This window comes from Amycolatopsis sp. lyj-112 (assembly GCF_046549055.1).
Taxonomy (GTDB): domain Bacteria; phylum Actinomycetota; class Actinomycetes; order Mycobacteriales; family Pseudonocardiaceae; genus Amycolatopsis.
In genome coordinates this window covers 266,204-293,100 of record NZ_JAJPWS010000004.1, presented here as the reverse complement: position 1 = coordinate 293,100, position 26,897 = coordinate 266,204, and the positions used below count along the sequence as shown (strand labels likewise).

The window sequence follows — 26,897 nt, the reverse complement described above, 5'->3', positions numbered from 1 at the left end:
TCCTCCATGATACCGCACATTGTCGAACAGGTGTTCGTAATTATCTGCAACAATGAAACCGACGCTAATAACACTAAAGGGTGATCGGAGTAGGCGTCTCGATTGCCCCAAATCGCGAATGCGACTAGTTGTATGAGGTCGTGACGTTGGTGACGCGGGTGTGTTCGCTGTCTCGGCCGTGGACACGTCAGCCGCCGCCGTCGGGGATGCGACCGGTTTTCTTCACGTCGAGGTGGACCATGTGTCCTGGCCAGCGGGCGATGATGCGGCGTGGTTCGCGGTTGGCGGCGCCGGTGGGGTCGAGGAACCGGCGGCGGTTGAGGCCGAGGTGCAGCAGATGCCGCCCGACGGTGCGCGTCGAGATCGTGACGCCCTCGGCGGTCAGTTCGGTGGTGATGCGGCGGGCGGAGTACTTCCGTTGCCGGCGTAGCCGTTCGATCCGGGCCACCACCTGTGCCGGGACAGCGGTGGGCTGATGATGCGGAACGCTGGGACGATCCTGCAGACCGGCTTCGCCGTAGCGGCGCCAGCGGTTGATCCACTTCGACGCGCACTGGCGGGAGATACCCATCTCAGCGGCCACATGCGCGATCGGACGGGTCTTTCTGTCCAGCGGACGTGTTGCTCGCACTTCACATCCTGCCGCCGAAAGACCCGTCCCCACCTTCCAGGCCCCATCAGCCGCCACGACCCACAACAACTAGCGCGAATCGCGAGCACCATTCCCTCAAGGGGTGCCGATCCCGCGCCACAGCAGGTCGACGAGGCTCGCGACGTCGCGCCGCCACTCGCCGTTCGGGTCGAGGTAGAGCAGGCCGCCGAGGCTGCGCAGCACGGTCTCGGGTTCCAGGTCCGGGCGGACGGTTCCGGCGTCGACGTTGGCCTTCAGCAGCGTGGAGACCGCGCCGACCATGGACTCGTAGGCTCCCGCGGGCAGTTCGCCGCGGGAGGACGTCGCGGCGCGCAGGGCGTCGGCCAGGCCGCGCTTGGTCATCATGTAGTGCGCCAGGTGGTCGGTCGTCCACGTCCGGAAGGCCTGCTCCGGAGCGTGTTCCTCGAGCAGGCTCGGCACGATGTCGACGAGCTGGCGCACCTCGCGCTGGTAGACCGCCAGGATGAGGGCTTCCGGGGTCGGGAAGTGCCGGTACACCGTGCCGACGCCGACCTCGGCCTTTTTCGCGATGGCGTTGAACGAGATCTCGCCCGAGCAGGCCAGTGACTTCGCCGCCGTGGTGAGGATGCGTTCGTGGTTGCGCCGGGTGTCCGCGCGCCGGGGGTTGACCGATCCCGTCGTCATCGTCCTCCCGTCCGCCGATCCCGTCCGTCGTGAATGTAGCCGAGGAACCCGGGGACCTGGAGCGACTCCAGGGCGAGTGCCGACATTGCCAAGCGGATTGTAATCCGCTAGCTTGAAAAGTGAAGCGGATGAATATCCGGTTCACTCCCTGAACAGACTCGCCACCACCTCAACCTACGCCGTCATGCCTCCCGGCAGGGACGATCTGCGGAAAGAGATCCAGTGGACATCTCACTCGAAGTTAATGGCAGGACGGAAAATCTGAGTGTCGATCCCGGCGTGACACTGCTGGACGCGCTGCGGGAACGGCTCGCCGTCACCGGCCCGAAGAAGGGCTGCGACCGGGGGCAGTGCGGCGCCTGCACGGTGCATGTCGACGGACGGCCCGTGCTCTCCTGTCTCACTTTGGCCGCCGCCGTGAAGAAGCCGGTGACCACGGTCGAAGCACTGTCCACAGGGGACGAACTGCACCCGGTCCAGCAGGCGTTCGTCGACCAGGACGCCCTGCAGTGCGGGTTCTGCACGTCCGGGCAGATCATGTCGGCGGTCGCCGCCGTCGAGCAGGACGTCCGGGACGTCCGGGAGTTCATGTCCGGCAACCTCTGCCGGTGCGCGGCCTACCCGAACATCATCGCGGCGGTCGAGCAGGCGAGGCGGGCCGATGCGTCCCTTTGAGCTGACCGCACCCGCGACCGTCGAAGCCGCGGTCACCTCGCCCGGCACCTTCCTGGCGGGCGGGACCACGCTTGTCGACCTGATGAAACTCAATGTCCTGACGCCGCAGCATGTGCTGGACATCAACGAAGTGCCGTTGCGCGGTATCGACACCGCCGACGGGCTGCGGATCGGCGCGCTGGAGCGGATGGGCGACATCGCCGGGCATCCCGGCGTGTACCCGGCGATCTCCCGGGCGCTGCTGCTCAGTGCCTCCCAGCAGATCCGGAACATGGCCAGCATCGGCGGGAACCTGATGCAGCGCACACGCTGCTCGTACTTCCGTGACGTCGCCATGCCGTGCAACCGGCGGGAGCCCGGCAGCGGCTGCCCGGCGATCTCGGGCGCCAACCGGATGCACGCCGTGCTGGGCTCGAGCGACTCGTGCGCGGCGACCCACGCCAGCGACGTGGCCGTCGCACTGGTAGCTCTCGACGCGAAGCTTCGGCTGGTCAGCGCCACCGGGAGCCGTACCGTCGAGCTGGGCTCCTTCTACCGGCCGCCCGGGGACACCCCCGAGGTGGAGAACGACCTGCGCCCCGGTGAATTGATCGCCGAGGTCGTGGTCCCTCGGCTGGACTGGGCGTCGAACTCCACCTACGTCAAGGTGCGGGACAGGCAGTCCTACGAGTTCGCGCTGTGTTCCGCCGCGGTCGCGCTGCACGTCCAGGATTCGCGCATCGTCGATGCCCGGGTCGCGGCCGGCGGGGTGGGGACGGTGCCGTGGCGGCTGCCCGCGGTCGAGGAGGCCTTGCGTGGCTCACCGGTGACCGTGTCCGCGTTCGAAGACGCGGCGTCACTGGCCGTCGAGGGCGCCCGGCCGTTGTCCGAGAACGGATTCAAGACGTCGTTGCTGCCGCGGACCATCGTCCGCGCACTGCTCGAACTGACCGAGGGGAGCCGCTGATGATCAGCCGGGTGGACGGGCCGCTGAAGGTCACCGGTCAGGCCGAGTACGGGGCGGATCACACCTTCCCTGGATTGGTCCACGGTTTCGTCGTGAGCAGTACGATCGCCCACGGCGAGATCCAGGCGATGGACGTCACGGAGGCGAAAGACGCTCCGGGCGTGATCGCCGTGTACACGCCGTTCGACCCGCTGCAGCTGAGCGCCCCGGTCACACCGTTCTTCGGCGTGACCTGGGTTCCGTTGCAGGACAAGGAAGTCGCCTTCTACGGCCAGCCGATCGGCTTCGTGGTGGCGGAGACCTACGAGCAGGCTCGCGACGCGGCGATGCTCGTCGAGGTCTCCTACTCGCAGCGACCCGCGTTGACGTCGTTGCAGGACGGCCTCGCCACGGCCGAAGACGCTCCGGCGGCCAGGGACGGTTCGCCGCCGACCCTCGACGTCCTTGCCCCCGGGGTCGAGTCCATCGAGGACGCGCTGGCCGCGAGCTCAGTGGTCGTCGAGGCCACGTACACCACCGCGACCCAGCATCACGCCGCGCTCGAACCGCATTCCGCGGTCGCGGTGTGGGGTCCTGACGGCCTGACGATCCACAGCGGCAACCAGGGATCCGACCTCCAGGCGATGGAACTGGCCGGCGCGCTGGACACGAAACCGTCCGAGGTGCACGCGGTGAACCCGTTCGTGGGCGGGGCGTTCGGAGGCAAGGGCCGTACGTCCGCGCCGGCGTTCCTGGCCGCGGCGGCGGCCCGGGTCCTCGACCGGCCGGTCAAGGCCGTGCTCAGCCGGGAACAGGTCTTCACCGCGACCGCGGGCCGCGCCGCGACCGTGCAGAAGATCGCCCTCGGCGCGGACCGTGACGGCACGCTCAACGCACTGCGCCACGATTCGTGGTGCAGCACCGCGATGGACCGCTCGTTCGTCGAGCCGACGTCCCACGGCACCTCGCGCGAGTGGTACGCCACCCGGAACCTGGGCATCAGCCAGAAGATGGTGCCGCTGCACATCCCGCCGACCACCTTCATGCGGGCGCCGGGCGAGGCGCCCGGGTCCTTCGCGCTGGAGAGCGCGATCGACGAGCTCGCGGTCGCGCTGGGCATGGACCCGATCGAGCTGCGTCAGCGGAACAACTCGACCGCGCCGCCCGGCAAGGACCTGCAGTGGTCCAGCAAGCATCTCGACGAATGCTTCCGCATCGGCGCGGCCCGGTTCGGCTGGGCGGACCGCTCGCCGCAGGGGCGGACCGACGGCGACTGGCTCGTGGGCATCGGCACGGCCACCGCCATGTTCCCCGCCCTGCGGTTCCCGGCCACGATCGAGATCACCCTGCTGCCCGACGACACGGCCGTCGTCGCGACCAGCGGGGCAGACCCGGGAACCGGCCTGCTGACCGTGCTTTCGCTGGTGGGCGCGGAATCACTGGACATCTCCCCGGACCGGATCGTGCCCCGGCTGGGCGACTCGGCACTGCCTTCCGGTGGCCTGTCCGGCGGCTCGACCGCCACCGCGAGCGCGGGGTCGGCCATCATGATCGCCGCCGCCAAGGCAATCGACGACCTGGTCGCCCTGGCGTCGTCCCCGGGCGCGCCGTTCGACGGCATGGACGTCTCCTATGCGAACGGCCAGGTGCTGGCCGGAGACCGGGCGATGACCTTCGGCGAGCTGCTGCGGGAACTGAAGCGCCCGTCAATCTCCGTGACCGGTTCGTCGGCACCCGGCGAGGAGCTGACCAAGCACTCGTTCAGCTCGTTCGGCGCCCAGTTCTGCGAAGTCCGCGTGCACCAGTGGACGCGCGAGATCCGGGTGTCGCGCATGCTCGGCGTATTCGACGCCGGCCGGATCATCAACCCGCCGGCGGCTCGAAGCCAGATCATCGGCGGCATGATCTGGGGTGTGTCGGCCGCCCTGCACGAGGGACTGGAAATCGAGGACAACGGACGCTTCGCCAACGGTGACTTCGCGAGCTACCTGATCCCGGTGAACGCGGACATCCCCGAGGTCGACGTCCATTTCGTCGAGTACCCGGACACCCTGCACAACCCCGTCGGCGCCAAAGGCCTGGGCGAGATCGGCACCGTCGGGATGGCGGCGGCCGTCGCGAACGCGGTCCACAACGCCACCGGCATCCGGGTCCGGCACATCCCCATCCTCATCGAGGACCTCCTCGAGGAGTCGTAGCGCCGGAAAATCTCGAGCGGGGAGGGTCGGGGACGTCGATCCTCCCCGCTCGGGTCAAAGGGGTCGAACAGACCACAGCGGCCGAGGGTTGTGTCGGATACGTTCGTGACGTGCCTTCGGTGGAGAGGCGTTCGACGGGGGAGAGGACCATGACCGTCTCGGGGCCGAGTCGGCCGCGCCCTCGGCAGGAGACCGTCAAACTCCAGGTGGAGCGGCTGCTGGGACCGCGAGTGGCCAAGCGGGTGGCGTCCTTTCGCGACGGTGCCCCCTATGTGGAGGCCAAGGCCTGGGTGCAGTTCCTGGCCTGGCTGGTCGATTTCGTCGTGCTCGTGCTCGGTGCGGGAGTCGGCATCGTCGTCCTGGCCGTAGTGGACCGCACGGCGAACCTCGACAACGGAGTGCTGGCCCTGTCGATGGTGGCGATCCTGTTCTTGGTGCCCTTGCTGTACGGCGGCGCGTGCTACCGGAATGGCCGCGCGCTGGGCGCGGTTCTCACCGGCACCCGGCTCGTGCGCGTCGCGGACGGTGGCCGGATCGGCGCCAAGGCGCCCTGGGCGATGCTGGTCAGGACGATACTGATGCCGCTGCTCCTCACCGTCGTGATCGGGGGCGCGCTCGCCGGCGGCGGTGGGGCGCCGGGCGGGTCGCAGGTCAGGGTCAGCGTGGACGTCGGCGCCACCGGCCGGCTACGCGAGTGCTGCGGAGAGGACGTACTTCAGTGAAGCGACCATGGTGGTTGCTCGCCGTGGTGGTGGCGGGGTCGGTGCTGCCCGTTTCGGCGTGTTCGATGGGCGTTGCCGCCAAGTGCGAGAAGACGTTCGCCGAGGTGGCGATGTCGGTCGACGGCGTGATCTCCGCGAAGTGGGACTGCAGCGAGCAGTTCGGGGGCGGCTGGCAGCGCGCTGACGTGGTGATCGAGGCGGCAGACAAGAAGGAGGCCGTCGCGGTGATGGACGCCGTCCTGAAGGCCTTCGCCGCGTCGCCGGATCTCGAGGACCGTTGGTCGACGCCGCAGAAGTACAAGACACAGGACCCGTCGATCATCGTCAGCGCGGGTGACGTGGGATTCAACGGCACGCCCCAGGTTCGCGAGGTCCGCGAGCACTACGGCATCACCCCTGGTTGAGGGGCGGCATGCGGCGTTTGGTCTCGGTCGCCCTTGCGGCCTCGGTCTTGGCCACCGTCGCGGCCTGCGGCAGCGGTTCCGGACGCCAGTGTGAGGCGCTGACCGCCGCCGCGAAATCCGTGGACGGCGTGGCGGCAGCCGAGTTCACCTGCCAAGAGTCGTTCGGGAACCCGAGCCGGGAGGGCGCGGTCACGATCGCGGGCGGCACCGAGCGGGAGGTGGTGGCGGTGATGGAGGGTGTGCTCCGGGCGTTCGCCGCATCGGCGGAGCTGGGGGACGCGGCTGTGGTGTATTCGCGGTTCGTCAGCGAAGACGGCAGGATTTCGGTGGTCGAAAGTCAGGCAGGGTTCAACGGGACGCCGTCGATCGGTGTTCTCCGCGAGCACTACGGCATCACCCCCGGCTGACAGGTGACTTCGGTAATGCGGACAAGCGGGCGGCATGCGCTGCCAGGAAACAGGTGACGGCTTGAGCGGCTTCGGCAAGTGGAATCTCGGGATCGGCGTCATCCTGTGCGGCGTGGCCGTGCTGTGTTCGATGCAGGACCTGATCCCGGCCTCGGTGATCACCGGCATCGTCGGCCTGATCGGGATCAGTATCGCCGGCTACGACGCGGTCGACGGCTGGCTGGAGCGGGCCGACCTGCGCCGCAGGGAAGCCCGGGTCCGCCGGGAACACGAAGGCCGGCAGGGCCACTGACTGCTCGATCTTGTCCATAAGACACCGGTAAAGTGCGTTATCGAGCACTTGACATGCCCGGTGATGCTCGCTTTACTGCTGGACACGTCGGAACGGACGCCCGACGCCAGAGGTACGCCCAGCCGGTATGTCGGCCTTCGCCGCGAGCCCGGACTGAGTCGCCAGGACCTGCTCGTGGTCCGAGGCGGGGTCGTGCCCACCATCATCCGGAGTTCGATGATGCCCACTTCTCGCGTTCAGTTCCTCGCAGGTGCCGTCCTGGGTGCCGCCGTCCTCGCCGGAACCGCGTGTTCGGCTTCGGCGGCGCCCGCGGCCGCCTTCACCCCGCCGCCGGTCAAAGCCGGTTTCGACTATCAGATCGGCGGCGCCTACGCACCGCCGTCCGGGGTGCGGGTCGTCAGCCGCGACCACACCGCCCAGCCGGCCGCGGGTCTCTACAACATCTGCTACGTCAACGCTTTCCAGGCCCAGCCCGACGCCGAGGGGGAGTGGGGCGACCTCCTGCTGCGCGACGCCGACGGGAACGTCGTCATGGACGAGGACTGGGGCGAAGCCCTGCTCGACCTGCGCACCGCGGACAAGCGTCAGCGCGTGGCGGCGAAGGTGAACGTCTGGGTCGACGGCTGCGCGGCCAAGGGTTTCCAGGCGATCGAGCCGGACAACTACGACAGCTTCACGCGCTCCCAGGGTCTCCTGTCCGACAGCGACGCCCAGGCCTACATCCGGTTGCTTTCCGCCCACGCCCACGAAAAGGGCCTCGCCATCGGGCAGAAGAACACCTCGGAACTGGCCGGGCAGCGTCAGGCCAACGGGCTCGACTTCGCCGTCGCCGAGGAGTGCGGCGAGCAGGACAACTGCGGCGAGTACACGCCCGCGTTCGGCGACCACGTGATCGTCATCGAATACACCGACGCCGGTCTCTCCCACGCTTGCGACCGTTGGGGGGCTTCGCTCAGCGTCGTCCGCCGTGACCGCGACGTCGTCCCCGCGGGCACGTCCGGCTACGTCCGCAAAACCTGCTGACCCGCGGATCAGGACGACGTGATGGACGTCCGTGGCTGGTCCGTACCCTTGAACCGGCGGGGTTTCCTGCGCGGGGCCGGCGGACTGACGCTCGGTGCGGCCGTGGCGGGCTGCGCCCCGGCTTCGACCGGGAGTACCGGTGGCCCGGTCACCGTCGAGGTCTGGCACGGCCAGACCGACACCGGCAAGAAGGTCCTCGAGGCGCTCGTCGCGGACTTCCACCGGATCCACCCGGGGATCCGGATCGATCTCGGTGGCGGCGTGATCGCCGACGCGATGTCGCAGAAGATCACCGCGGCGCTCGCGTCGGGGTCCTATCCCGACATCGCCTATGTTTTCGGTTCGGATCTCGCCAGTGTGGCGCGCAGTCCTCAGGTCGTCGACGTCACCGACCTCGTCGACGCAGGCCCCGGCTTCTGGGTCCCGGCTCGCGAGGCGGTCACCGTGAACGGCCGCGTGCGCGCCGTCCCGGCGTTGCTCGACTCGCTCGCCGTGGTGTGCAACAAGGCGCTGTTCGAGAAGACCGGGACACCGCTGCCCACCGCCGGCTGGACCTGGGCCGAATTCGTGGACACGGCGAGGAACCTCACCGACGCGAGCAGCGGCACCTTCGGTACCGGCTGGCCTGGCACCGGCGACGAGGACACGGTGTGGCGGCTCTGGCCGATGGTGTGGGACCTCGGCGGTGACGTCATCGGTGAAGGCGGCCGCGGGATCGGGTTCGCCGAACAAGGCGTGCGAGCGCTCGACGTCGTCCGCGACCTCGCCGCGGCGAAATGCGTCTACGTCGACCCGAAACCCGGCGGCGAGCAGATGTACCAGGCGTTCGGGGGCGGCAACCTCGGCATGGTCGTCACCGGGCCTTGGCAGCTGCCCGACATCGCCGACGCCGGGATCGACTACACGATCGTGCCGTTGCCGAGTTTCACCCGCCGCCCCATGACCATCTCCGGGCCGGACACCTGGACGCTGTTCGACAACGGTCAAGACCGCGTCCGGGCCGCGCGCACGTTCCTGTCCTGGCTGGCGGATCCGGCCCAGGACGTCCGCTGGGACGTCGGCGCCGGCAGTCTCCCGCTGAGCCGTCGGACGCAGGAACTGCCCGCGTGGCAAGAAAAAACCGCCGAAACGCCGGGACTGCCGGTGTTCGTCGACGCACTGGAACACGCCCGGGTCCGGCCGGTGCATCCGGCCTACCCGCAGGTGTCGGCGGCGCTCGGTACCGCGATCGTCGCCGTGCTGCTCGGCGAGGCGACGCCCGCCGACGCGCTGCGCGAGTGTGCCAAGGCCGCCGACGCCGCCCTGATCATTCCCCGATAGGGAGCCGCCATGCCCGGACTGCCGAGCCCGATCACCGTCACACCCGCGAGACGACACGCGAAAAGCCGTCGCCGTCGCGAGACCGCGGTGGCGTGGGCCTACGTTTCCCCTGCCGTGCTCATCATCCTCGGCCTCGGCGTGGTGCCCGTGGCCTGGTCGCTGCTGTTGTCCTTCCAAGCCGACGACCTCGTGACCCCGAGCCGGTTCGTCGGGTTCGACAACTACACGGCACTCGCCCAAGACCCGCGTTTCGCCCAGGCTGTCGGGAACACCTTGCTGTACACGGTTCTCTACGTCCCGCTGAGTGTCCTTTTCGGATTCCTGTTGGCGCAGGCGCTGAACCGGCGCATCCGATTGATCGGGCTGTACCGGACGCTCGTCTTCGTCCCGTTCGTGCTTTCGGCGACGGCCCAAGGCGTGTTGTTCTCCTTTATCCTCGATCCGCAGTTCGGCGCGGCCAACTCGCTGCTGCACCACCTCGGCGTGTCCCCGCAAGGGTTTCTGACCGACCCGGCGCAGGCGATGCTGGTGCTGGTCGGGATCACGCTGTGGAGCGGCACCGGATTCTGCGTCGTGGTCTACCTGGCCGCGCTACAGGACGTCTCGCCGTCGCTGGTCGAGGCCGCACGCCTGGACGGTGCGGGCACGTGGCGGGTACTGCGGCACGTGACGCTGCCCGCGGTCACCCCGGTGACGGCGTTTCTCGTGCTGTGGCAGCTGATCACGTCGCTGCAGGTGTTCGATCTGGTGTACGTGACGACCAAGGGCGGCCCGCTCGGCTCCACCACGGTGATCGTCTTCTTCGTCTGGGAGCAGGCGTTCAAGAACTTCACGGCGGGCTACGGCGCGGCGTCCGCCTACGTGCTCGCGCTGGCCCTGCTCGTGGTCGTGGTCGTCGTCCGGGTGCTCCGCCGTTCCCGGAAGGTGCTCCGGTGACCGCCCGGTTCAGTCCCTGGCATCTGCTGCTGGTGCCGCTGGCGCTGGTGTTCGCGGCGCCGCTGGTGTGGCTGCTGCTCAGTTCGGTGATGAGCAACGCGGAGATCAACCGGTTCCCGCCCTCGCTGTGGCCGTCCGAAGTGGACTTCGCGGGTTATCGCTATGTGCTCGAGAACGCGCTTTTCTCGCGCTGGTTCACGAACTCGCTCATCGTGTCGGCGGTGACCGTGGTGTCGAACCTGATCTTCGGCGCGCTCGGCGGGTACGCGTTCGCGCGGATGCGGTTCACCGGCTCGCGAGTGCTGCTCGCGCTGATGGTGGCGACGATGGCGATCCCGTTCCAGCTGACCATGATCCCGACGTTCCTGGTGATGAAGCGGCTCGGCCTGATCGACAGCCTGGGCGCGCTGATCGTGCCGTCGCTGGTGACGCCGTTCGCGGTGTTCCTGCTGCGCCAGTTCTTTCTTTCCCTGCCACGGGAACTCGAAGAGGCCGCGTGGATCGACGGCTGTTCGCGGCTTCGCGTGCTGTTCACGATCGTGCTGCCGCTGTCGCTGCCCGCGCTGAGCACCGTGGCCGTGCTGACGTTCCTCAGCACCTGGAACGACCTGACCTGGCCGCTGATCGCGCTCAACCACGACACGAACTACACGCTGCAACTGGGCCTCACGACGTTCCAGGGGCAGCATCACACCAACTGGGCCGCGGTGATGGCGGGCAACGTGATCACCGTGCTGCCGGTACTGCTGGCCTTCCTCGGCGCGCAGAAGACGTTCATCCAGTCCATTACCTCCAGCGGCCTCAAAGGTTAGGAAGCTCGTTTCATGCACCGTTTCGACCTGCTCGTGGTCGGTGACGCCAACCCCGACGTCATCATGGGTCCGCTGAGGACAGACCTGGAATTCGGCCAGCGGGAACAGCTCGCCGACTCCGGCGTGCTCACCCTCGGCGGCTCCGGCGCGATCACCGCCGCCGGCGCCGCCCGGCTGGGATTGAAGGTCGCCATGGCCGGGCGCGTCGGCGACGACGCCGCCGGCCGGTTCGTCCGTGAGGCCCTCGAGGAACGCGGCGTCGACACCGGCGCGCTGCGGATCGACCCGGCCCTGCCGACGCCGCTGACCACCGTGCTGACCCGTGACGGCGACCGCGCCATCATCACCTCGCCGGGCACGCTCGCCGCGATCACCGCCGACGACGTCCCACCGGAACTGCTCGCCGTGAGCCGGCACGTCCATTCCTCGTCGTACTTCCTGCTCCCGAAGCTCGCGCCGGCGTTGCCCGCACTGCTGCGCACCGCCCGCGGGCATGGCGCGACGACATCGGTCGACACCAACGACGACCCGGCCGGGGCCTGGGAAGTTGGAAACCTGCTGGGGGAGACGGACTTCCTGCTGCCCAACGCCGCGGAGGCGAGCCGGCTGACAGGCGCGGACGACGCACGGGAAGGCGCCCGGCAGCTGGCCGCGGGCGGCCCGGCCGTCGTGGTCAAAGACGGTGCCGACGGCGCGTTCGCGCACCGCGACGGCCAAGTCGTCACAGCTGCAGGTCTCCGGTCCGAGGCTGTCGACACCGTCGGCGCCGGGGACAGCTTCAACGCAGGGTTCCTCGCCGGCGTCCTGGCCGGGCTGCCGCTGGAAACGGCGCTGCGCTGCGGGATCGTCTGCGGCGGTTTCTCCGTCCGCGCCCGTGGCGGCACGGACGGCCAGGCCACGTGGGACGACGTCCTCGTCCACCTCGAACGCACCGGATCGGAACTCGCATGACCACCCCCAAGATCACCTTCGTCGGCGCCGGGAGCGTCGTGTTCACCCAAGGCCTGCTCGCCGATCTGTTCGCCTATCCGGAGCTGGACGGCGTGCACGTCGCGCTGCACGACATCGACCCGGAACGGCTGGCGACCGCCTTGGCCGCGGCCCGGCAGATCGCCGCCGCGCGCGGGATGAAGCCGGTGCTCACCGCGCACGCCGACCGGCGGGAAGCCTTGGCCGGTGCGGACTTCGTCGTCAACATGGTCCAGATCGGGATGGGCGAGGCGACCCGCACCGACTTCGCCGTCCCGGCGCGTCATGGCGTGCGCCAGACCATCGGTGACACGCTCGGCATCGGCGGGATCTTCCGCGCCCTGCGGACTTTCCCGTTCCTCGCGGAACTGGGCCGGGACATCGCCGACGTCTGCCCGGAGGCGTGGCTGCTGAACTACACGAACCCGATGGCGATGAACGTCCAGTACCTGGCCGAGGCGACCGGCCTGACGCGGGTCGTCGGGCTGTGCCACTCGGTCTACTGGACCGTGCACGGGCTCTCGGAGCTCGTCGGTGTGCCGTTCGACGAGGTCACGTACGTTGCGGCCGGAGTCAACCACCAGGCCTGGGTGCTGCGGTTCGAGCACCGCGGCACGGACCTCTACCCGAGGCTCGCGGAGCTGGCCGAAAACGATGCCGAGCTTCGGCGGAGGGTCCGGTTCGACATGTTCCGGCGGCTCGGCTACTACCCCACGGAGACCAGCGAGCACTCCGCCGAGTACGTGCCTTGGTATCTGAAGCACGACACCGAAATCGAACGGCTTCGGCTGCCCGTCGGGGCGTACCTCGACATCGTGGCGGAGAACGAGGCCGAGTACGAGCGGACCCGGCAGGCGACCGAAGCCGACGAGCCGTTGCCCGTCGAAGGCACGAACGAGTACGCGCCGCAGATCATCCACAGCCTGGTCACCGGCACGCCGCGCACGGTCTACGGCAACGTCGTCAACCGAGGCCTGATCGAGAACCTGCCGGCCGGTGGCGTGGTCGAGGTACCGTGCCTGGTCGACGCCACCGGCGTCCGGCCGACCCGGGTCGGCGCACTGCCGCCGCAACTGGCGGCGCTCAACCGGACTTATCTGAGTGTCAACGACCTCGTCGTGCGCGCGGCGATCGAGGACGACCCGCGCCACATCCGGCACGCCGCGATGACCGACCCCGCCACCGCGGCCGCGCTACCGGTCGAGACGATCTGGGAACTGTGCGACGACCTGGTCCGCGCGCACGGCGACCGTCTCCAGCCCGCGTTGCGCGCGGTCCTCGGCCGCTGAGCGTTCAGCTCACCGTGACGACGGCGAGCGCCGGATCCTGACCGGCGTCCAGGCCGCAGGGCAGCGGGAAGGTGCCGAGATCGGTCGGCGACCCGTCTGCCCTTCGCGGCGTCACCTGGCCGGTGAACGCGCCGCCGACGGCGAACGCGACGGTGCCGGAGTTCTTCACGGTGAGGCCGGGAATCGGGCCGGTGATGGCTATCGCCAAAGGACCGGTTTCCGGTACCGGGGTCGACGGGAAAGCGAGGCCATTGAGGGTGACGCCGAGTTCGGTGCCGTTGTAATCCACGTCGACGTTCGCCGCCGCGGTTCCCTCGATGGTCGCCGCGCCGATCAGATTCAGGGCGGTGAGGACGTCTCCTTCGAGTGAGACCCCCACGGAGAAATCGGTGACGTCGATCGGCGAGCCGGCGGCCACCGAGCCGGGGAAGACCGCCGAGACGTTCGCGGTGACCTGATGGGCTCCGATCAGCGGGAACTCGCAGGTGAAGGTGAGCGCTTTGGTCACCGGGCCGGTCGCCCGGGCGGGGGCGGCGGCTTCGGCGGTGGCCGCGGGCAAAGCCACCATGGCGGTCGCGGCCACCAATACGCCGGAAAACAGGGCTCGACGTCTCGCGCGCAGAACAGTGGCCACGGGAACCTCCGGGGAATCGCGGAACGGAAATAGGGTTTCCGGAATGTTAAGGCGAGAGAAATGGCTTAACAACGCGGTTTTCCGTTCGTATCGATCCAGAATTTCCGGGACCGTTTTTCTTGTCATCTGCGGCAGGGTCGGCGGGTGAGATTCTGTGTGACAAAGGTGGTCGTGAGTGATTCGGGTCGTTCTAACGACCCAAATCACTCACGAGCCTGGCGGGCCCGATGGTTGGCGACATTGACGCGGTTCCCGCACAAGCCCGGCATGCAGTACCGCCGCCGGCCGGGTCGCGTGGTGTCGATGAACGCACCGCTGCAGGTAGGTGCGCTACAAGCGCGGAACCGGTCCTCGCCGAGAGTCTGGACGACGCCGAGGACGCCCACGCCGCAGATCAACGAGAGCGCGTCGGAGAGGGTCGCCCTCGGCCGAAGCGACACGGCCCATCGAGTCCGGGCGTCGAGGGTGACCTGGCCGACGGTCGTGGTGAGCGCGGAGGCACCGGCGATGAGGCGCTCGCGATCGGGGTGATCGATCAGTTCCCGCACCGTGGCGCGCAGCCGGTGAACGGCCCGGAGGTCGGTGGCTCGCGCGCGCCCGGCGAGTTCGGCCAGTCCGTGCGGCTCCGCGAAAGCCACGAGAGCGTCGAGGTCCGGCAGGTGGTCTACGCCGTGCCAGACCTCGGCAGTCGTGTTGACCAGCTCCGTCGCGATGCCCGCCGTCCGGACGTAATCGTCCAAAGCCACTTGCATCCCTTACCGACCTCTCGTACGTTCGCGATTAACGGCTACTTTAACCCTTACCGGGAGGTCTGGTCCATGACCCACGCCTTGGTGTTCGACGTGCTCGGCACGCTCGTCGACGAACCCGCCGGAATCCGTGCCGGAATCCAGGACGCCGCGCCGCACGCGGATGCCGACGAGCTTCTGCGGCTGTGGCAGCACCACGTCGAAACCGAGCAGCGAAGGATCGTCGACGGAAGCAGGCCGTATGTCACCAGCGAGGTGATCGACCGTGAAGCCGCCCAACTCGTCGCCGACGCCTGCCAAGGTGATCTCGAAAAGCTCGCGATGGCTGCCCGGCGGCTGCCGCCCTGGCCGGACACTGTGGACGGTCTTGCCCGCCTCGCCGAGCGCTTCCCCCTGATCGGGCTCTCCAACGCCGGCCGCACGGCGCTTCTGGGCATCAACGCCCACGCCGGCCTGCGCTGGCATCAGGCGCTTTCCGCGGAGGACGCGCGGACGTACAAACCGGATCCGGCCGTCTACGAGCTCGCGATCCGGGTATCCGGCGTAGCGCCGGAACGCCTGCTGATGGTCGCCGCGCATGCGTGGGATCTGCGAGGGGCGCAGAAAGCCGGCCTGCGCACGGCCTACGTCGCCAGGCCGGTCGGGGACCCGCCGTCGGCCTCGGATCACTTCGACCTCCATGCCGAAGGTCTCGCCGACCTCGCCGAGCAGCTCGGCGAAGCCTGACCAGCGGGTAGGCGCCGATTTCGCGGAGGTGATCGGAACTGTCGGTGGGCTTCGCTAGATTCTTCCTCGTCCCCGCCGAGTCACGGCCGCAAGGAGAAGATGCGTTGTCAGATTGGGAAAGAGCGAGCACGGCCCGGGTGCTGCCACCCGCCCGCCCGCGCAAGCTCGCCAAGGTCCCGTTCGTCGAACTGGCCGACGGCCGGGTGCAGGGCGTGGTGTCCAGCGGCTCGGACATCGGGCGGGTGTACGTCTCGTCGGTCGCCGCGAGCACGTACGAATTCGCCTGCAGTACCAACAACAACCGGCCCTGCGGCGGGGCACGGGGCATGTTCTGCAACCACATCCTCGCCCTGATCACCGAAGCGGTGCTGCAATACGGCGCCGAGCGCGTCGCGCGGTATCTGCGGGTCGAGGTCGCGGCCGATGAACTGACCGCCCAGGTCATCGCCGGAACGATGAGCGGCACCCGGCCGTCTCAAGGGGACAACGCCGCCGCCGCGTCCGTCTTCAGCCAGTTCCTGCGGCATCTCGCCTATCTCGAATTCGCCCCGTCGACGGCGCCGGTGCCGGAACTGCAGTGGTTCCCGCCGACCAGGGCGGTGGTGTGATGCGCACCGACCTGCTCAGCGATCCCCTCGCCGGTCTCGACGAGGCGTTGACGGCCGTCGACGCCTTCGACAGGGTGCTCGTCTCCGGGCTGCTTCGTCCTCAACCCGCGCAGATCACCGGTCTGACCGAGCTTGCCGACGCCGTCGCGGGCTCGCCACTGGCGGTCCGGGTCGCCGAGGCCGCCGAGAAGACCGCCGCCGGAGCCGCAGGGGAGGAACACTTCGTTTCCCTTGCGGTGGCACGGATCGCGGTGTTCGGCTCGGTCCACGACGCCCTGCTGGCCAGGGTCACCGAAGCGACCGGCCGTCCCTTCGGCGAGGAAGCCGTTTCGGGAACCACCGAGACCGAGTCGCCGAATCTGCTGGCCGCCGCCCGATCCTGGCTGTCCGATCTGGCTCGTGCCGGGTGGCAGGGCATCGACCACGATCTCGTTTCCGGTGCCGCACCGATGATTTCCGCGCTGCTAGCGGAACCCAGCCTGCGTCGCTTGGCTGTCCTCCTCGACGGTTTCGCGGCCGAACTCGCCGCGTCGTGCCCGGGGGCGGCGCTGGAACGCGTGCCGATCCGTCGCTGGGCCGACCTGTGGTCGCGCGGGATGCTGCTGACCCTGCCCGGCGTGGCCTCGACGCCCGCGATCGGCACGGTCACCGGTCGGCTCCTGCCGCTCGGTGTCGACCTTCTGGAGCACTCCACCGCCGCGCAGGCCCAGGTGCACGCGGTGTTCGAACCCGAGGACGGCACCGCGCCGCGCCTCGTGCGGGCGAGCGTGTCCGCGCCCAAACCCGACACGATCATCGGCGCGGGTATCTGGCAGCTGCTGCGCCCGCGGCTGTCCCTGCTCACGGCGGTCAGCGAAGGCCGTTCGATGGACCTCGCCGACATGCCGGTCACCGCCGAGGGCGACCTTCTCTGGCAGGACGAGCACGCCCGGCTCGGCGAGCCCGCCGACGCCTTCACCACCGCCCGCGTCGCCCTGACCACCGCCACCACTTCGGCGACAGCGCCGCTGGACCGGCACCCGGCCCGCATCGCCGTCCCCGTCTTCTTGGAGGGTTACGGCATCGAGGGTGATGAGGAGGCGCCGGCGTTCACCTTCTCCGGCCACCACCTGGCCGTGGACACCGATCGCCTTCCCACCGCCGGCCCGCTGACCCCGAAGGCGGTCGCGACGTCGAGCGCGTGCATCGGTCTGCTGCGGTGGGACGCGGGCGCCTTCCGGCTCCAGCCGCTGGCCGTCGAGACCACCGTGCGCAAGAAGACCACCGCCGTGCACGCCGGTGCCTGGGCCGGGGGCACCGAAGACAAGGCCGGGGTCAAGGCGGAGAAGGCCGCCACGGATGCCGCCGCAGTGCTGCGCGAGCGCGCCGGAAGGTTGTTGCGGACATGACCGAGGCCCACGACAACCGCCGCCAGGTCCTGTACTGGCGGCTGCTCGGTCGCCTCTTCGACGGCGAGGAGCAGGCCACCCTCGAAGCGGCGAGCCTCGCCGTGGTCGAGGACATCGGCCTGCCGCCGGCGTTGCTGGACCCGCACGTCGGGGTCGACTCGCTGGTGCAGCGCCATCCCGAACTGGCCGCCGAACTGGAGGGCCTGATGGTCCCCGAACCGGATGGCGACGAAGGCCGGGACAAGGCCGCCGAAGTACGGCGCGCTGCACTGGCGTCGAAGGTGCTGCTCAACGTCTTCGCCGCGGCACCGGGAACGGTCACCGCCGGGCAGCTGTCCCGCTGGCAGGCCGACGCGGCCTGGCTCGAGCGGGCACTCGGCTGCAAACCGGGGGAGTTGCGCAACGGCAGGCCCGGTGGCCCGAGCAGCCCTACCGGAGCCGGCGGCACCGGGGGTGGCGGGACGCCCGACCTCGGTACGCTGGTCCCGCCGATCGGCCCGGAACTCGGGTCCATCGAGGCCGACCTCGTCAAGCGGATGCATCTGCGCGAGGTACTGGCCGACCCGGCGCTGGCCGCGAAGCTCAGCCCGAGTATGTCACTGATCGAACAACTGTTGCGTGACAAGGACAATCTGTCCGGGGTCGCGCTCGCCAACGCCAAATCGCTGATCCGCCGGTTCGTCGACGAGGTCGCCGACGTGCTGCGCACCCAGGTCGAGAAGGCCACGGCCGGCAAGCTGGACCGCTCCGTCCCGCCCAAACGCGTGTTCCGCAACCTGGACCTGGACCGCACCATCTGGAAGAACCTGACCAACTGGAGCCCGGAAGAAGAGCGGCTCTACGTCGATCGCCTCTACTACAAGCAGACCGCGCGCAAGACCACGCCCCAACGGCTCATCGCCGTCGTCGACCAGTCCGGTTCGATGGTCGACTCGATGGTCAACTGTGCCGTCCTGGCCTCGATCTTCGCCGGACTGCCCAAAGTGGACGTTCACCTCATCGCCTACGACACCCAGGCACTCGACCTCACGCCATGGGTGCACGATCCCTTCGAGACGTTGCTGCGCACCAACCTCGGCGGCGGGAACGACGGCATGGTCGCCATGGCGCTGGCCCAGCCGAAGATCGCCGAGCCCGCCAACACCGTGGTGATCTGGATTTCCGACTTCTACGAGACCCGCGTCGAGCAGCTGTTCGAGAGCATGGCCGCGATCCACCGCTCCGGGGCGAAATTCATCCCGGTCGGCTCGGTCACCAGCTCCGGCCGCGGCAGCGTCAACCCGTGGTTCCGGGAGCGGTTCAAGGATCTCGGCACACCGGTGATCTCCGGCCACATCACCAAGCTCGTCCACGAACTCAAGACCTTCCTCACCTCCTGAACCTCCCTGAACTTTCTCGAAAGGCACGACATGTCCGACGTCCTGCGCGCCCCCGCCGAACTCAAGTACGCCGAAGAACTGGACTGGCTGGAGTCGGTCGACGACAGCCCCAAACCGTTCGCCTGGCGCCTGTCCCCGAAGATGGTGCGCCTGTTCGTCCTGGGCGCCGAGCGCGCCGACGGCCTCGACCGCGAGATCTCGCAGAAGTGGTTCGGGGACCGGAGCATCGTCGAGCGGGCCATCGTCACGCTCGCCTCGGACCGGGGCCTGCTGCTGATCGGCGACCCCGGCACCGGCAAGAGCTGGCTCGCCGAACTGCTGGCCTCGGCGATCTCCCGCAACTCCACCCTCGTCGTCCAGGGCACCGCGGGCACCACCGAGGACCACATCAAGTACTCGTGGAACGTCTCCATGGTCATCGCCAAGGGACAGTCCCGGGAGTCGATGATCCCCTCGCCGATCATGACCGCGATGGAACGCGGTTCGATCGGCCGGTTCGAGGAGCTGACCCGGTCCACCAGCGACGTCCAGGACGCGCTGATCTCGATCCTGTCCGAGAAGTACATTTCGGTGCCGGAACTGGAAAGCGACGGCATCGTCTTCGCGAAGCCCGGGTTCTCGGTGATCGCCACCGCCAACAGCCGTGACAGGGGCGTCAACGACCTGTCCTCCGCGCTCAAGCGCCGCTTCAACTTCGTCCGCATCCCGGTGGTGACGAACAAGAAGAGCGAGGCGGAGATCGTCCGCTTCCGCACCGAGGAACTCCTGCGGCGTCACCAGATCGAGCTGGACGTGCCGCCGACGCTGCTGGACGTCCTGCTGCGCAGCTTCGGCGACCTGCGCGCCGCGGCGGCGTCGGCGGGCAGCGACGACGAGAAGCTGGAATCGGCCCTGTCCACCGCCGAGCAGATCGGCGTGCTCGAGGACGCCGTCCTGCACAGCAACTTCTTCGGCGAGCGTGAGCTGACCGCGCGCGCACTCGCGTCCTCTCTCGTCGGCTCGCTGGCCCGGCGCGAACCGGAGGATCTGGCCATCCTCAACAAGTACCTGCACGGCGTCGTCGAGCCGCGCAGCAAGGACGAGGGCGGGGACTGGCCCGAGTTCCTCGACGGCGGGCGCGACACGATCGCCACTCTCTCGTGAGCGGCGCCTTCGAGGCGTTGCGCGGCCAGTTGCGGGAGGCCGCGGCGGTGTTCGCCGACGGGCCCGGCGCGCTGGAGGGCATCCTGCTCGGGCTCGTCGACGACGTCGACCGCGCCGTGCGCGAACCCCTGGAGATCTTCCCGGTCTGCCACCATTCCCCCGCGTCGGCCGTGGCGATGGCGCGGCGTCTGCGAGAGAAGCAGCCCAAGGTGGTCTTCCTCGAACTGTGCGAGGACATGGCGCCGCTGCTGACCGAACTGCGCAATTGCCGCCTTCCCGTGGCGGTGCAGGCGTTCGCGACCGACGTCAAGGGATTCCCGGCCGAGTGGGCGCCGCTGTCGGTGGTCGCGCCGATCACCGAGGCTTCGGCGGAGTACCAAGCGATCGCGTATGCCTTGGACACCCCGGGTGTCGAACTCGTCCTCGTCGATCGCTCCGCGGATCACGTCTACCAGTGGGACGACCGGGAAACGCCCGCCGCGGATCCGGACGCGGCGCCCGCCGAGGAGGAGGCCGCGCTGCACGGTGACGCGGTCGGCGTCGAGATCGGCGACCTGCGGCCGCGGTTCGCCGAACTCGAAGAGCATCTGCTGCGTCACGGGCGGGTGCGGCACTGGTCGGAGTGGTGGCACCAGTACGTCGAAGTGCCGCTCGGCGACAGCGACCACGACACCTACCGCCAGGTGATGTTCCTGATCGGCAGCCTGTTCCGCCGTCTCGCGCCCGGCGATACCCGCCGGGTGCGGGTGGACGAGGACCGCGAGCGCTACATGTGGACCAGAATGCGCGAGCACCTCGCCGGCACGGACACCGATCCCGCCGACTGCCTCTACATCTGCGGCGCCTTCCACGCGGCCAGCCGGGTCGCGGAGTTCGGCGTCGAGGGCACGGACGGTTTCGTGATCAGCCCGCGCAGCGCGAGCACGTGGCAGTACGGGCTGATCCCGTCCAGCCACGCGTCGATCGAGGCTCAGTTCGGCCTGGCCGGGGGCTCGGTGTCGATCGCCGCGACCGAGTGGGCGAAGAACCTCAAGCGCACCCGTGTGAAGCCCTTCCAACTGGAGGGGCAGGTGGGTGGACCGAAGCGGAAGAAACCGGCCGAACCGGCGGATCCCGCGCCGGATCTGGTGTCGGCGGACCACCTTTCCGGTTTCCTCCAGCGACCGCCGACGCTGGACCGGCTGGACGAGGCCGAACTGCTGGGCTGGTCGGTCGAGATCGTGCGGGCGGCCCGGCGCAACGGCTATCTGGCGTCGACCGCCGACGCCATTGCGGTGTTCGAGACCTCGATCCTGCTGGCGGGCCTGCGCGACCGCGCGAAGCCCACGCCTTACGACTTCCAGGACGCGGCGGTCACCTGCATCGAGAAGGACGTCGTGCCCGGCAGGCGTGACGTCCGGCGCATCGTCGAGATCATGATGGGCGGCGACCGGATCGGCCAGGTCGGCTACGACGCGCTGCCCCCGCTGGCCTGCGACGTGCACGACAGGCTCGCACCTTTGGATCTCAAGCTTCAGCAACGAGGCGTGCAGCGGGCGCTGCTCGACATCGCCTCCCGGCCGGAGCTCGAGCCCTGCTCGGATCTGTTGTGGATGCTGCGGTACCTGATGCCGCACGGCGCGGCGCGGCCGATCATGGGGGAGCGGCGGCTCGGCGAGCGCCCGATCCAGGAGTCGTGGGACCTCGCGCTGGGCACGCACCAGCGCGCTCTCATCGAGCTGGGGTACGAGGGCGTCAGCATCGAACAGGTGCTGGAACAACGTCTCCGGCGTGCCGCGTACCACCCGCAGGCCACCGCCGCGAAGGTGCTCGCGACCGTCGAGGACGCGACGCTGTACCTGCGCAGCCCACGCCTGGCCGGTGAACTGGGCACCCGCGCGCTGGAGGTGCTGGCCACCGAACGCACCGTCGACGGCGCACCGGAGGTGCTTCGCCGGGTGCGGAGGCTGCTGGCGCACTACCGGACCAGCGAGCCGGTGCTGCCCCGGTGGATCGAGGACTTCGTCAAGACCGGGTATGCGCACTACTGCACCATGCTGCCGGCCGCGTTCACCGACGAGGAAGCCGGTGCCGAGCAGGTCGCCGCGATGCTGGGCTTCCTGTTCAGCATGGAGTCGCTGGCCTTGTCGCTGGGGTGCGATCGCACCCAGCTGGAGCTGGCGATGGCCGGATCGCATCCGCAGGAGCCGTCGAAGGTCGCGCTGCTGTGGGCCGCACAGGTCCAGCTCGGCCATCTGTCCCGGGCGGAGCTGCGGGAACGGTGCGCAGGTCTGCTGGCGAACCCCTTGGTACTGCCCGCTTATCCGCGTTACCTCAGCGGCTTCGTGCACGCGCTGGAACCCGCGCCGGGACTGGCCGACTTCGTCGTCGAGGCGGTGTCGAACGCCTTCGCCCAGCTCCCGGACAGGTTGCTGCTGCCGTGGTTGCCGACGCTGATCACCACTCTGCGCTCCCGAGGTGCCGAACTGGTGCCGTTGCTGATCCGCGAAGCCGGCCGAGTCTTCCCGGGCCGCCTCGCGGCGCTCGACGAGTGGGTACCGCCGTGGGAGGCACAGCCGGAACCCGTTCGCGCACCGAGGAAAGCGGGCGGCAGCGGGGTGGCGCTGCTGGCCGCGTACCCGGCCACCTGCGACGCGGTCGCGGGCCTGCTGGGCTGTGACGAGCCCTGGGGGAGCACCGGGTCCGCCGGCTTGGCGCTGATCGGGCAATACCCGGGCACCGCGGCGGCACTGGAGGAGGTGCTGACCGGCGCTTGATCCGACCACCCCTGCCTGGCGTGTCCTTTTGTGGACACGCCAGGCAGGTGGTCCGTCAGCCGGCCACCCAGCTGCCGTGGAAGCCCAGCGGTACCGGCTTCGGCAGGTGGATGCGGGCCAGGGGCTTCGCGGTGAAGTCCTGGGCCGAGAGGATCACCAGGTCCGAGGCATTGCGGTCGGGGTTGTTCACGTAGGCGAGGGCGTATCCGTCGTCCTCGGCCTTGCCGCCGGCGGATGGTACGAAGACCGCCTCGCTCGCGTCCGCACCCCGGCCGAACCGGTGCACTTCCGAGCGGCCGCCGAGCAGATCGTGCTTGATCAGCGCGTTGCCGAAGGTAGTGGCCGGCTTGTCCAGGTAGACGTCGAAGAGCTCACCGGGCGAGGCCGAATACCCGTACCGGTGCCGCCGCGACACGAAGCTTTCGTTGACGCGCGGGAATTCCTGCGGCCGGTCGTCGAGCACTCGCCTCCGCACCGTTCCGCGCACCAGGTCGATCGTCCAGCGCTCCAGCACCGGCGGGCCCGAGGCCGACGGGCCGCCGTACCCCTGGTTGCCCGCCACCTCGAAGGGCGCCGGCATCGTGGTCAGGTCGATCACCACCGAGGAGCCGTGCTGGTACGCGTTGAGCGTATGCGAGTAGAACACCGGGTCCACACCGAACCAGCGGACCGGCCCGCCTTCCCGTTTCATGACCCCCACCCTCGCCTGGTGGTTGATGTTCCACTTGTACGGCACCACCTTGCCCGGCTGTGGGTCGAAGGTGACCGGCACGTCGAAGACGACCACGTAGTTCTTCGTAAGCCCGAAGTCGTGCATCATCGGGCTGTCGGTGACCGGGATTCGCGTGGTCCGTACGACGCGGCCGGTCCGGTCGATCATCAGATGCCGCACGTGGTCCCAGGTCGGGTAATAGGTCACCGCGTGCAGTTCGTCGGCGTGGGCGTCGAACTTGGTGTGCGCGGTGTACGAGCCCTCCAGTGAACCGCTGAAATCGAAGGGGCCCAAGGTGTTCAGCTCGCCGTCGAGTTCGTACGGCGGCGCGCCGGACTCTTGGAGGGCGAGGATGCGGCCGTGATGGCTGATCACGTGCGTGTTCGGCGCGAAATCGTCCGCGGGAACCGGCCACGGATACGGCTCGCCCAGCTTCGCCGCGACGCCGGACGCGCGCACCCAGCGGTTGCGGTACCACTCGGCACGCCCGTCGCGGAGCCGGACGCCGTGCACCATCCCTTCGCCCAGCATCCAGTGATGGGCGCGCGGATCTTCGAGTCCGAGCACGTTCGGCCCGGTGCGCAGATACCGCCCGTCCAGGTCCTTCGGGATGCGGCCGGTGACCGGCAGGCCGAACGCGGTCACCTCCTCTCGTACCGGCGCGAAGGCGCCTTCGAGGAACGGGTGCCGCTCCGCCGCCGTCCCGATCGAACCGCTCTCGCTCGCCAACGCCGCCGGTACGCCGCTGTAGGTCGCGGCGGCTCCGCCGATCGCCAGCGCGGCCGCTCCCCGGAGCACGTTCCGCCTGTTCGCTTCGCTCATGATCGATGCCCCCATCGACAAGTAACTGTGCATGGCGGGAACAGTATATGGCTTTACCGGTTTTGAATGCAACAATGCCCCGATGGACGACGACAAGATCGAGTTGCTGCCGCCGGGCACCGCGCTGGCCTGGGGGCACACTCCGGCGCCCCGGCGGGGGCCGAAACCGGGTTACAGCCTCGAGCAGATCGTCGAGGCCGCGATCGCGCAGGCGGACGCGGAGGGCTACGCGGCGCTGTCCATGCCGTCGATCGCCAAGCGGCTCGGCGTCACGGCCAACGCGCTGTACCGCTATCTGAGCTCCAAGGAAGAACTGCTCGTCCTGGTCGCCGAGGCGGCCTGGGGCCCGCCGCCGGAGCCGGTGCCGGGCGACTGGCGCGCCGCGGTCACCGCCTGGGCCCGCGCGCTGCTCGAACGCGGCCGGCGGCACCCATGGCTGATCGACCTGCCGGTCCGCGGCGCGCCGACCACGCCGAATCTCCTGGGCTGGCTGGAAAACTTCCTGGAAGGGATGGCGGACGCGGAGCTGAGCACCAGTGACGTGATGGGGTGCGCGGTGCTGGTCGACGGCTGGGTGCGCAGCACCGCGGCCCTGCTTCGTGACGTGAACGCGAGCGCGCCCGAGCGAGTGCAGGCGGTGAGTGAATTCCTGCGGCCGCATCTCCAGGAGCGGGGCTATCCGCGCGTCGCCACCGTCGTCTCCGGTGAAGCCTATGGCGAGGAAGGTGTGGAGGAGGCCGACGTGGAGTTCGGTCTCGGACGCATCCTGGACGGCATCGAGGCGCTCGTCGTCAGTCGTGAGTGATTCGGGTCGTTAGGGCCAAGAGTGTTTGAGGTGCCTGCGTCGGCGAGTTTGTGTTCGTGCTTGCTTGAGGTTGGTGGTTCTGCCGGCCGGTGCGCGGACGGCGGTTTCGCGTGACCGCAGGGACGACAGGTGTGTCCAGATGGACGACACGGGCCGAATCCGGCCGCGGGTGTGTCGTCCGCTCAGTCACACGTGTCGTCCGTCCACTCAGGACACCTTGAAAGCAGTTCAGGCTTTGTCGGGCCACGAGGGAGAACGCCCCAGCAGGGCGACGATCCGGTCCAAAGCGGACGGTCCCGTCGCGTCGACGGCTGGGCCGAAGGGGGCACCCGGCGACTTCCGGTTCGCCCCGTCCGGGATCGACTCGGCGAACCGTAGCCCGGCGTCGAGGACCTCCTTCTCGAACTTCACCGGCAGGCCCAGGGCCTTGGCCACGTCCCAGGAATGCGCCAGGTAGTCCACGAAATGGAAGCTCAAGGCCTGCTCCGCGGTGAAGGTGACCTCGGTGGAGAACTCGGCGAGCTCGAACTTCCGGTCCTGGAGGTCGTGGGGCGCGAAGGCGTTCAGTACCCGCGTGACAGACGCGCGGTAGGTGGCGACGGGGTCTTCGCCGAGCGAGATCAGCTTCCAGTGGTCGAGGTCGGCGTCGCCGTCCGCCGCGGCCGCGAAGCCGTGGTTCTGGGTGGCCATGTGGGACAGCAGGCCGTGCAGGGTCCAGGCGGCGCACGGTGTCGGCTTGTCCAGGTCGGCGGGGGTGATGTTCGCGACGAGGTCGAGGCTGGCTCGGGTCACGATGGCGTCGAGGAAGCGGAGTTCGTTGGTATGCATGCGCATATCATCTACATACGCATACGAGTTCGTCAACAGGAATCGTGAGCGCGGTCGGTATGGTCTGCGCATGGCGGAGCAGAGGAGGCCGGATCTCGCGGCGATGCTCGGCGGGCTGATGCGCACGCTGATGGCGGCCGAGTCGCCGGTACTGGCCGAGCACGGGCTGACGATGTGGGGCTACGTGGTGCTCAGCGCGCTCGACGACCGGCCCGTTCGCACGCAGGCCGCGCTCGCGAAGGCGATCGGGGCGGACAAGACGCGGATCATCGGCACCCTCGACGTGCTCCAGGAAGACGGGCTGATCAACCGCGAGCCCGACCCGGCCGACCGCCGGGTGCGGCTGCTGGAGATCACCGACGCGGGCCGCAAGGCGCGCCGCTCGGCTCAGACCCGGATCCAGGCACAGGAGAACCGACTACTGGCGCAGTTGCCCGCGGGAGACCGGGAAGCCTTCCTTCGCGCCGCGCATGTGCTGTCCGAAATCGAACGCAATTAGAGGACTAAACGCGGGTCGTGACCATGCCCGGCGGGTAGTCCGACGGGGCATAGTCGGCGCTGGCGGACACGAATCCGACGACCTTCGTCGCGCCGATCCGGTGTGCCTCGTCGATGATGGCGTGCTCGAGCACTCCGGACGGCCAGTCGCTGAGCCTGAGTTTCCGGTCGTAGTAGGCGATCGGCTCGTCGGCGCGGAGGATTCCGTAGCCACCGCTGAGGATCAGCGTCCGACCGTGTGCGGCGGCCTCGCCGATCGCGCTGCCCACGTTCCGGTAGAAGTGCCCGTTGTAGCGGAGCCATGCGGGCCGCAGGCCATGGTCGTCGACCTTGGACTTGGCCAGGACGTCGGCGCGGGCGTGGAGCATCGGTTCCGGCCACCGCGTGCCGGCCTCGCCCGCGGGCGTGTCTCCGCCTCGCGCCTTGCCTTTCGAGCAGCCGACGATCGACAGCGCCTCGTGCGGATCGATCGCGTTCAAGACGGATTTCACCGGGCGGATTCTAGTCGCGGAAAGCCTCGGTGGAACCGGCTGGATCCGTCAGGACCCTCGCTGATCGGATGCTGACCGGCCGGGGGCAT

Annotated in this window: 27 protein-coding genes and 1 pseudogene; 21 read left to right on the top strand and 7 right to left on the bottom strand. The window is 69.0% G+C overall.

What is annotated here, in order from left to right; genetic code table 11:
• Nucleotides 1-190: 190 nt before the first annotated feature.
• Nucleotides 191-664, bottom strand: a pseudogene (locus tag ACLJRL_RS17165) (helix-turn-helix domain-containing protein); the annotation flags it as partial.
• A gap of 63 nt (nt 665-727) precedes the next feature.
• On the bottom strand, nt 728-1,297 hold the full coding sequence (locus tag ACLJRL_RS17160; RefSeq protein ID WP_410657178.1) for a TetR/AcrR family transcriptional regulator: 570 nt from the start codon (nt 1,295-1,297) through the stop codon (nt 728-730).
• A 222-nt stretch (nt 1,298-1,519) separates the two neighbouring features.
• Here ACLJRL_RS17160 and ACLJRL_RS17155 point away from each other — a divergent pair, with 222 nt between their 5' ends.
• The 13 genes from ACLJRL_RS17155 (at nt 1,520) to ACLJRL_RS17095 (ending at nt 13,269) form a co-directional block, all read left to right on the top strand.
• Nucleotides 1,520-1,972 carry a (2Fe-2S)-binding protein gene (locus ACLJRL_RS17155; protein ID WP_410657177.1) on the top strand — a complete coding sequence of 151 codons (453 nt, stop codon included), beginning with the start codon at nt 1,520-1,522 and terminating at the stop codon, nt 1,970-1,972.
• Entirely contained in the window at nt 1,959-2,918 is a 960-nt protein-coding gene (locus ACLJRL_RS17150) for an FAD binding domain-containing protein (protein WP_410657176.1), read from the top strand. The genes ACLJRL_RS17155 and ACLJRL_RS17150 overlap by 14 nt, the downstream gene beginning before the upstream one ends.
• Nucleotides 2,918-5,095, top strand: a complete 2,178-nt coding sequence (locus ACLJRL_RS17145; RefSeq protein ID WP_410657175.1) for a xanthine dehydrogenase family protein molybdopterin-binding subunit — start codon at nt 2,918-2,920, stop codon at nt 5,093-5,095. The genes ACLJRL_RS17150 and ACLJRL_RS17145 overlap by 1 nt, the downstream gene beginning before the upstream one ends.
• 149 nt (nt 5,096-5,244) lie before the next feature.
• The gene (locus tag ACLJRL_RS17140; protein WP_410657174.1) at nt 5,245-5,817 is read left to right on the top strand and encodes an RDD family protein; all 573 of its coding nucleotides are present in this window, start codon (nt 5,245-5,247) and stop codon (nt 5,815-5,817) included.
• Nucleotides 5,814-6,221 carry a hypothetical protein gene (locus ACLJRL_RS17135; protein ID WP_410657173.1) on the top strand — a complete coding sequence of 136 codons (408 nt, stop codon included), beginning with the start codon at nt 5,814-5,816 and terminating at the stop codon, nt 6,219-6,221. Before ACLJRL_RS17140 ends, ACLJRL_RS17135 begins: the two co-directional genes overlap by 4 nt.
• 8 nt (nt 6,222-6,229) lie before the next feature.
• Nucleotides 6,230-6,628 (top strand): hypothetical protein, encoded by a 399-nt coding sequence (locus ACLJRL_RS17130; protein ID WP_410657172.1) that lies wholly within the window; start codon nt 6,230-6,232, stop codon nt 6,626-6,628.
• Nucleotides 6,629-6,689: 61 nt separating this feature from the next.
• Nucleotides 6,690-6,920, top strand: a complete 231-nt coding sequence (locus tag ACLJRL_RS17125; RefSeq protein WP_410657171.1) for a hypothetical protein — start codon at nt 6,690-6,692, stop codon at nt 6,918-6,920.
• Nucleotides 6,921-6,983: 63 nt separating this feature from the next.
• Nucleotides 6,984-7,943, top strand: a complete 960-nt coding sequence (locus tag ACLJRL_RS17120; protein ID WP_410657170.1) for an endo alpha-1,4 polygalactosaminidase — start codon at nt 6,984-6,986, stop codon at nt 7,941-7,943.
• A 21-nt stretch (nt 7,944-7,964) separates the two neighbouring features.
• Nucleotides 7,965-9,263 carry an ABC transporter substrate-binding protein gene (locus ACLJRL_RS17115; protein ID WP_410657169.1) on the top strand — a complete coding sequence of 433 codons (1,299 nt, stop codon included), beginning with the start codon at nt 7,965-7,967 and terminating at the stop codon, nt 9,261-9,263.
• Nucleotides 9,264-9,272: 9 nt separating this feature from the next.
• Nucleotides 9,273-10,199, top strand: a complete 927-nt coding sequence (locus ACLJRL_RS17110) for a carbohydrate ABC transporter permease (RefSeq protein WP_410657168.1) — start codon at nt 9,273-9,275, stop codon at nt 10,197-10,199.
• Nucleotides 10,196-11,011 (top strand): carbohydrate ABC transporter permease, encoded by an 816-nt coding sequence (locus ACLJRL_RS17105; protein WP_410657167.1) that lies wholly within the window; start codon nt 10,196-10,198, stop codon nt 11,009-11,011. The genes ACLJRL_RS17110 and ACLJRL_RS17105 overlap by 4 nt, the downstream gene beginning before the upstream one ends.
• A gap of 12 nt (nt 11,012-11,023) precedes the next feature.
• Nucleotides 11,024-11,962, top strand: a complete 939-nt coding sequence (locus ACLJRL_RS17100; protein WP_410657166.1) for a carbohydrate kinase family protein — start codon at nt 11,024-11,026, stop codon at nt 11,960-11,962.
• Nucleotides 11,959-13,269 (top strand): alpha-glucosidase/alpha-galactosidase, encoded by a 1,311-nt coding sequence (locus tag ACLJRL_RS17095; RefSeq protein ID WP_410657165.1) that lies wholly within the window; start codon nt 11,959-11,961, stop codon nt 13,267-13,269. Before ACLJRL_RS17100 ends, ACLJRL_RS17095 begins: the two co-directional genes overlap by 4 nt.
• Before the next feature lie 4 nt (nt 13,270-13,273).
• On the opposite strand, the gene ACLJRL_RS17090 is transcribed toward ACLJRL_RS17095, so the two are convergent.
• Both ACLJRL_RS17090 and ACLJRL_RS17085 read right to left on the bottom strand, forming a co-directional pair.
• Nucleotides 13,274-13,903: a DUF6801 domain-containing protein gene (locus ACLJRL_RS17090; RefSeq protein ID WP_410657164.1), complete on the bottom strand. Its 630-nt coding sequence runs from the start codon at nt 13,901-13,903 to the stop codon at nt 13,274-13,276.
• Nucleotides 13,904-14,106: 203 nt separating this feature from the next.
• Nucleotides 14,107-14,649, bottom strand: a complete 543-nt coding sequence (locus ACLJRL_RS17085; RefSeq protein WP_410657163.1) for a CGNR zinc finger domain-containing protein — start codon at nt 14,647-14,649, stop codon at nt 14,107-14,109.
• A gap of 72 nt (nt 14,650-14,721) precedes the next feature.
• Between ACLJRL_RS17085 and ACLJRL_RS17080 the strand changes: the two genes are divergently transcribed.
• From ACLJRL_RS17080 to ACLJRL_RS17055, 6 genes are all read left to right on the top strand, one after another.
• A complete protein-coding gene (locus tag ACLJRL_RS17080; RefSeq protein WP_410657162.1) occupies nt 14,722-15,378 on the top strand; it encodes a haloacid dehalogenase type II in 657 nt (218 codons plus the stop codon).
• A gap of 104 nt (nt 15,379-15,482) precedes the next feature.
• Complete coding sequence (locus ACLJRL_RS17075; protein ID WP_410657161.1) at nt 15,483-15,986, top strand: hypothetical protein; 504 nt, start codon at nt 15,483-15,485, stop codon at nt 15,984-15,986.
• A complete protein-coding gene (locus ACLJRL_RS17070; protein WP_410657160.1) occupies nt 15,986-17,374 on the top strand; it encodes a hypothetical protein in 1,389 nt (462 codons plus the stop codon). Before ACLJRL_RS17075 ends, ACLJRL_RS17070 begins: the two co-directional genes overlap by 1 nt.
• Nucleotides 17,371-18,753: a VWA domain-containing protein gene (locus ACLJRL_RS17065; protein WP_410657159.1), complete on the top strand. Its 1,383-nt coding sequence runs from the start codon at nt 17,371-17,373 to the stop codon at nt 18,751-18,753. The genes ACLJRL_RS17070 and ACLJRL_RS17065 overlap by 4 nt, the downstream gene beginning before the upstream one ends.
• A gap of 30 nt (nt 18,754-18,783) precedes the next feature.
• Nucleotides 18,784-19,896 (top strand): ATP-binding protein, encoded by a 1,113-nt coding sequence (locus ACLJRL_RS17060; RefSeq protein WP_410657158.1) that lies wholly within the window; start codon nt 18,784-18,786, stop codon nt 19,894-19,896.
• Nucleotides 19,893-22,652, top strand: coding sequence for a DUF5682 family protein (locus tag ACLJRL_RS17055; RefSeq protein WP_410657157.1), 2,760 nt, complete (start codon nt 19,893-19,895; stop codon nt 22,650-22,652). The genes ACLJRL_RS17060 and ACLJRL_RS17055 overlap by 4 nt, the downstream gene beginning before the upstream one ends.
• A gap of 55 nt (nt 22,653-22,707) precedes the next feature.
• Here ACLJRL_RS17055 and ACLJRL_RS17050 read toward each other — a convergent pair whose 3' ends face one another.
• The gene (locus ACLJRL_RS17050) at nt 22,708-24,186 is read right to left on the bottom strand and encodes a carotenoid oxygenase family protein (RefSeq protein ID WP_410657439.1); all 1,479 of its coding nucleotides are present in this window, start codon (nt 24,184-24,186) and stop codon (nt 22,708-22,710) included.
• 82 nt (nt 24,187-24,268) lie between these two features.
• On the opposite strand from ACLJRL_RS17050, the gene ACLJRL_RS17045 reads away from it, so the two are divergent.
• Complete coding sequence (locus ACLJRL_RS17045) at nt 24,269-24,991, top strand: TetR/AcrR family transcriptional regulator (RefSeq protein WP_410657156.1); 723 nt, start codon at nt 24,269-24,271, stop codon at nt 24,989-24,991.
• Between the two features lie 228 nt (nt 24,992-25,219).
• On the opposite strand, the gene ACLJRL_RS17040 is transcribed toward ACLJRL_RS17045, so the two are convergent.
• Nucleotides 25,220-25,819, bottom strand: coding sequence for a TIGR03086 family metal-binding protein (locus tag ACLJRL_RS17040; RefSeq protein WP_410657155.1), 600 nt, complete (start codon nt 25,817-25,819; stop codon nt 25,220-25,222).
• Nucleotides 25,820-25,889: 70 nt separating this feature from the next.
• Between ACLJRL_RS17040 and ACLJRL_RS17035 the strand changes: the two genes are divergently transcribed.
• A complete protein-coding gene (locus ACLJRL_RS17035) occupies nt 25,890-26,318 on the top strand; it encodes a MarR family winged helix-turn-helix transcriptional regulator (protein ID WP_410657154.1) in 429 nt (142 codons plus the stop codon).
• Nucleotides 26,319-26,322: 4 nt separating this feature from the next.
• On the opposite strand, the gene ACLJRL_RS17030 is transcribed toward ACLJRL_RS17035, so the two are convergent.
• Entirely contained in the window at nt 26,323-26,808 is a 486-nt protein-coding gene (locus ACLJRL_RS17030) for a hypothetical protein (RefSeq protein ID WP_410657153.1), read from the bottom strand.
• Nucleotides 26,809-26,897: the final 89 nt, after the last annotated feature.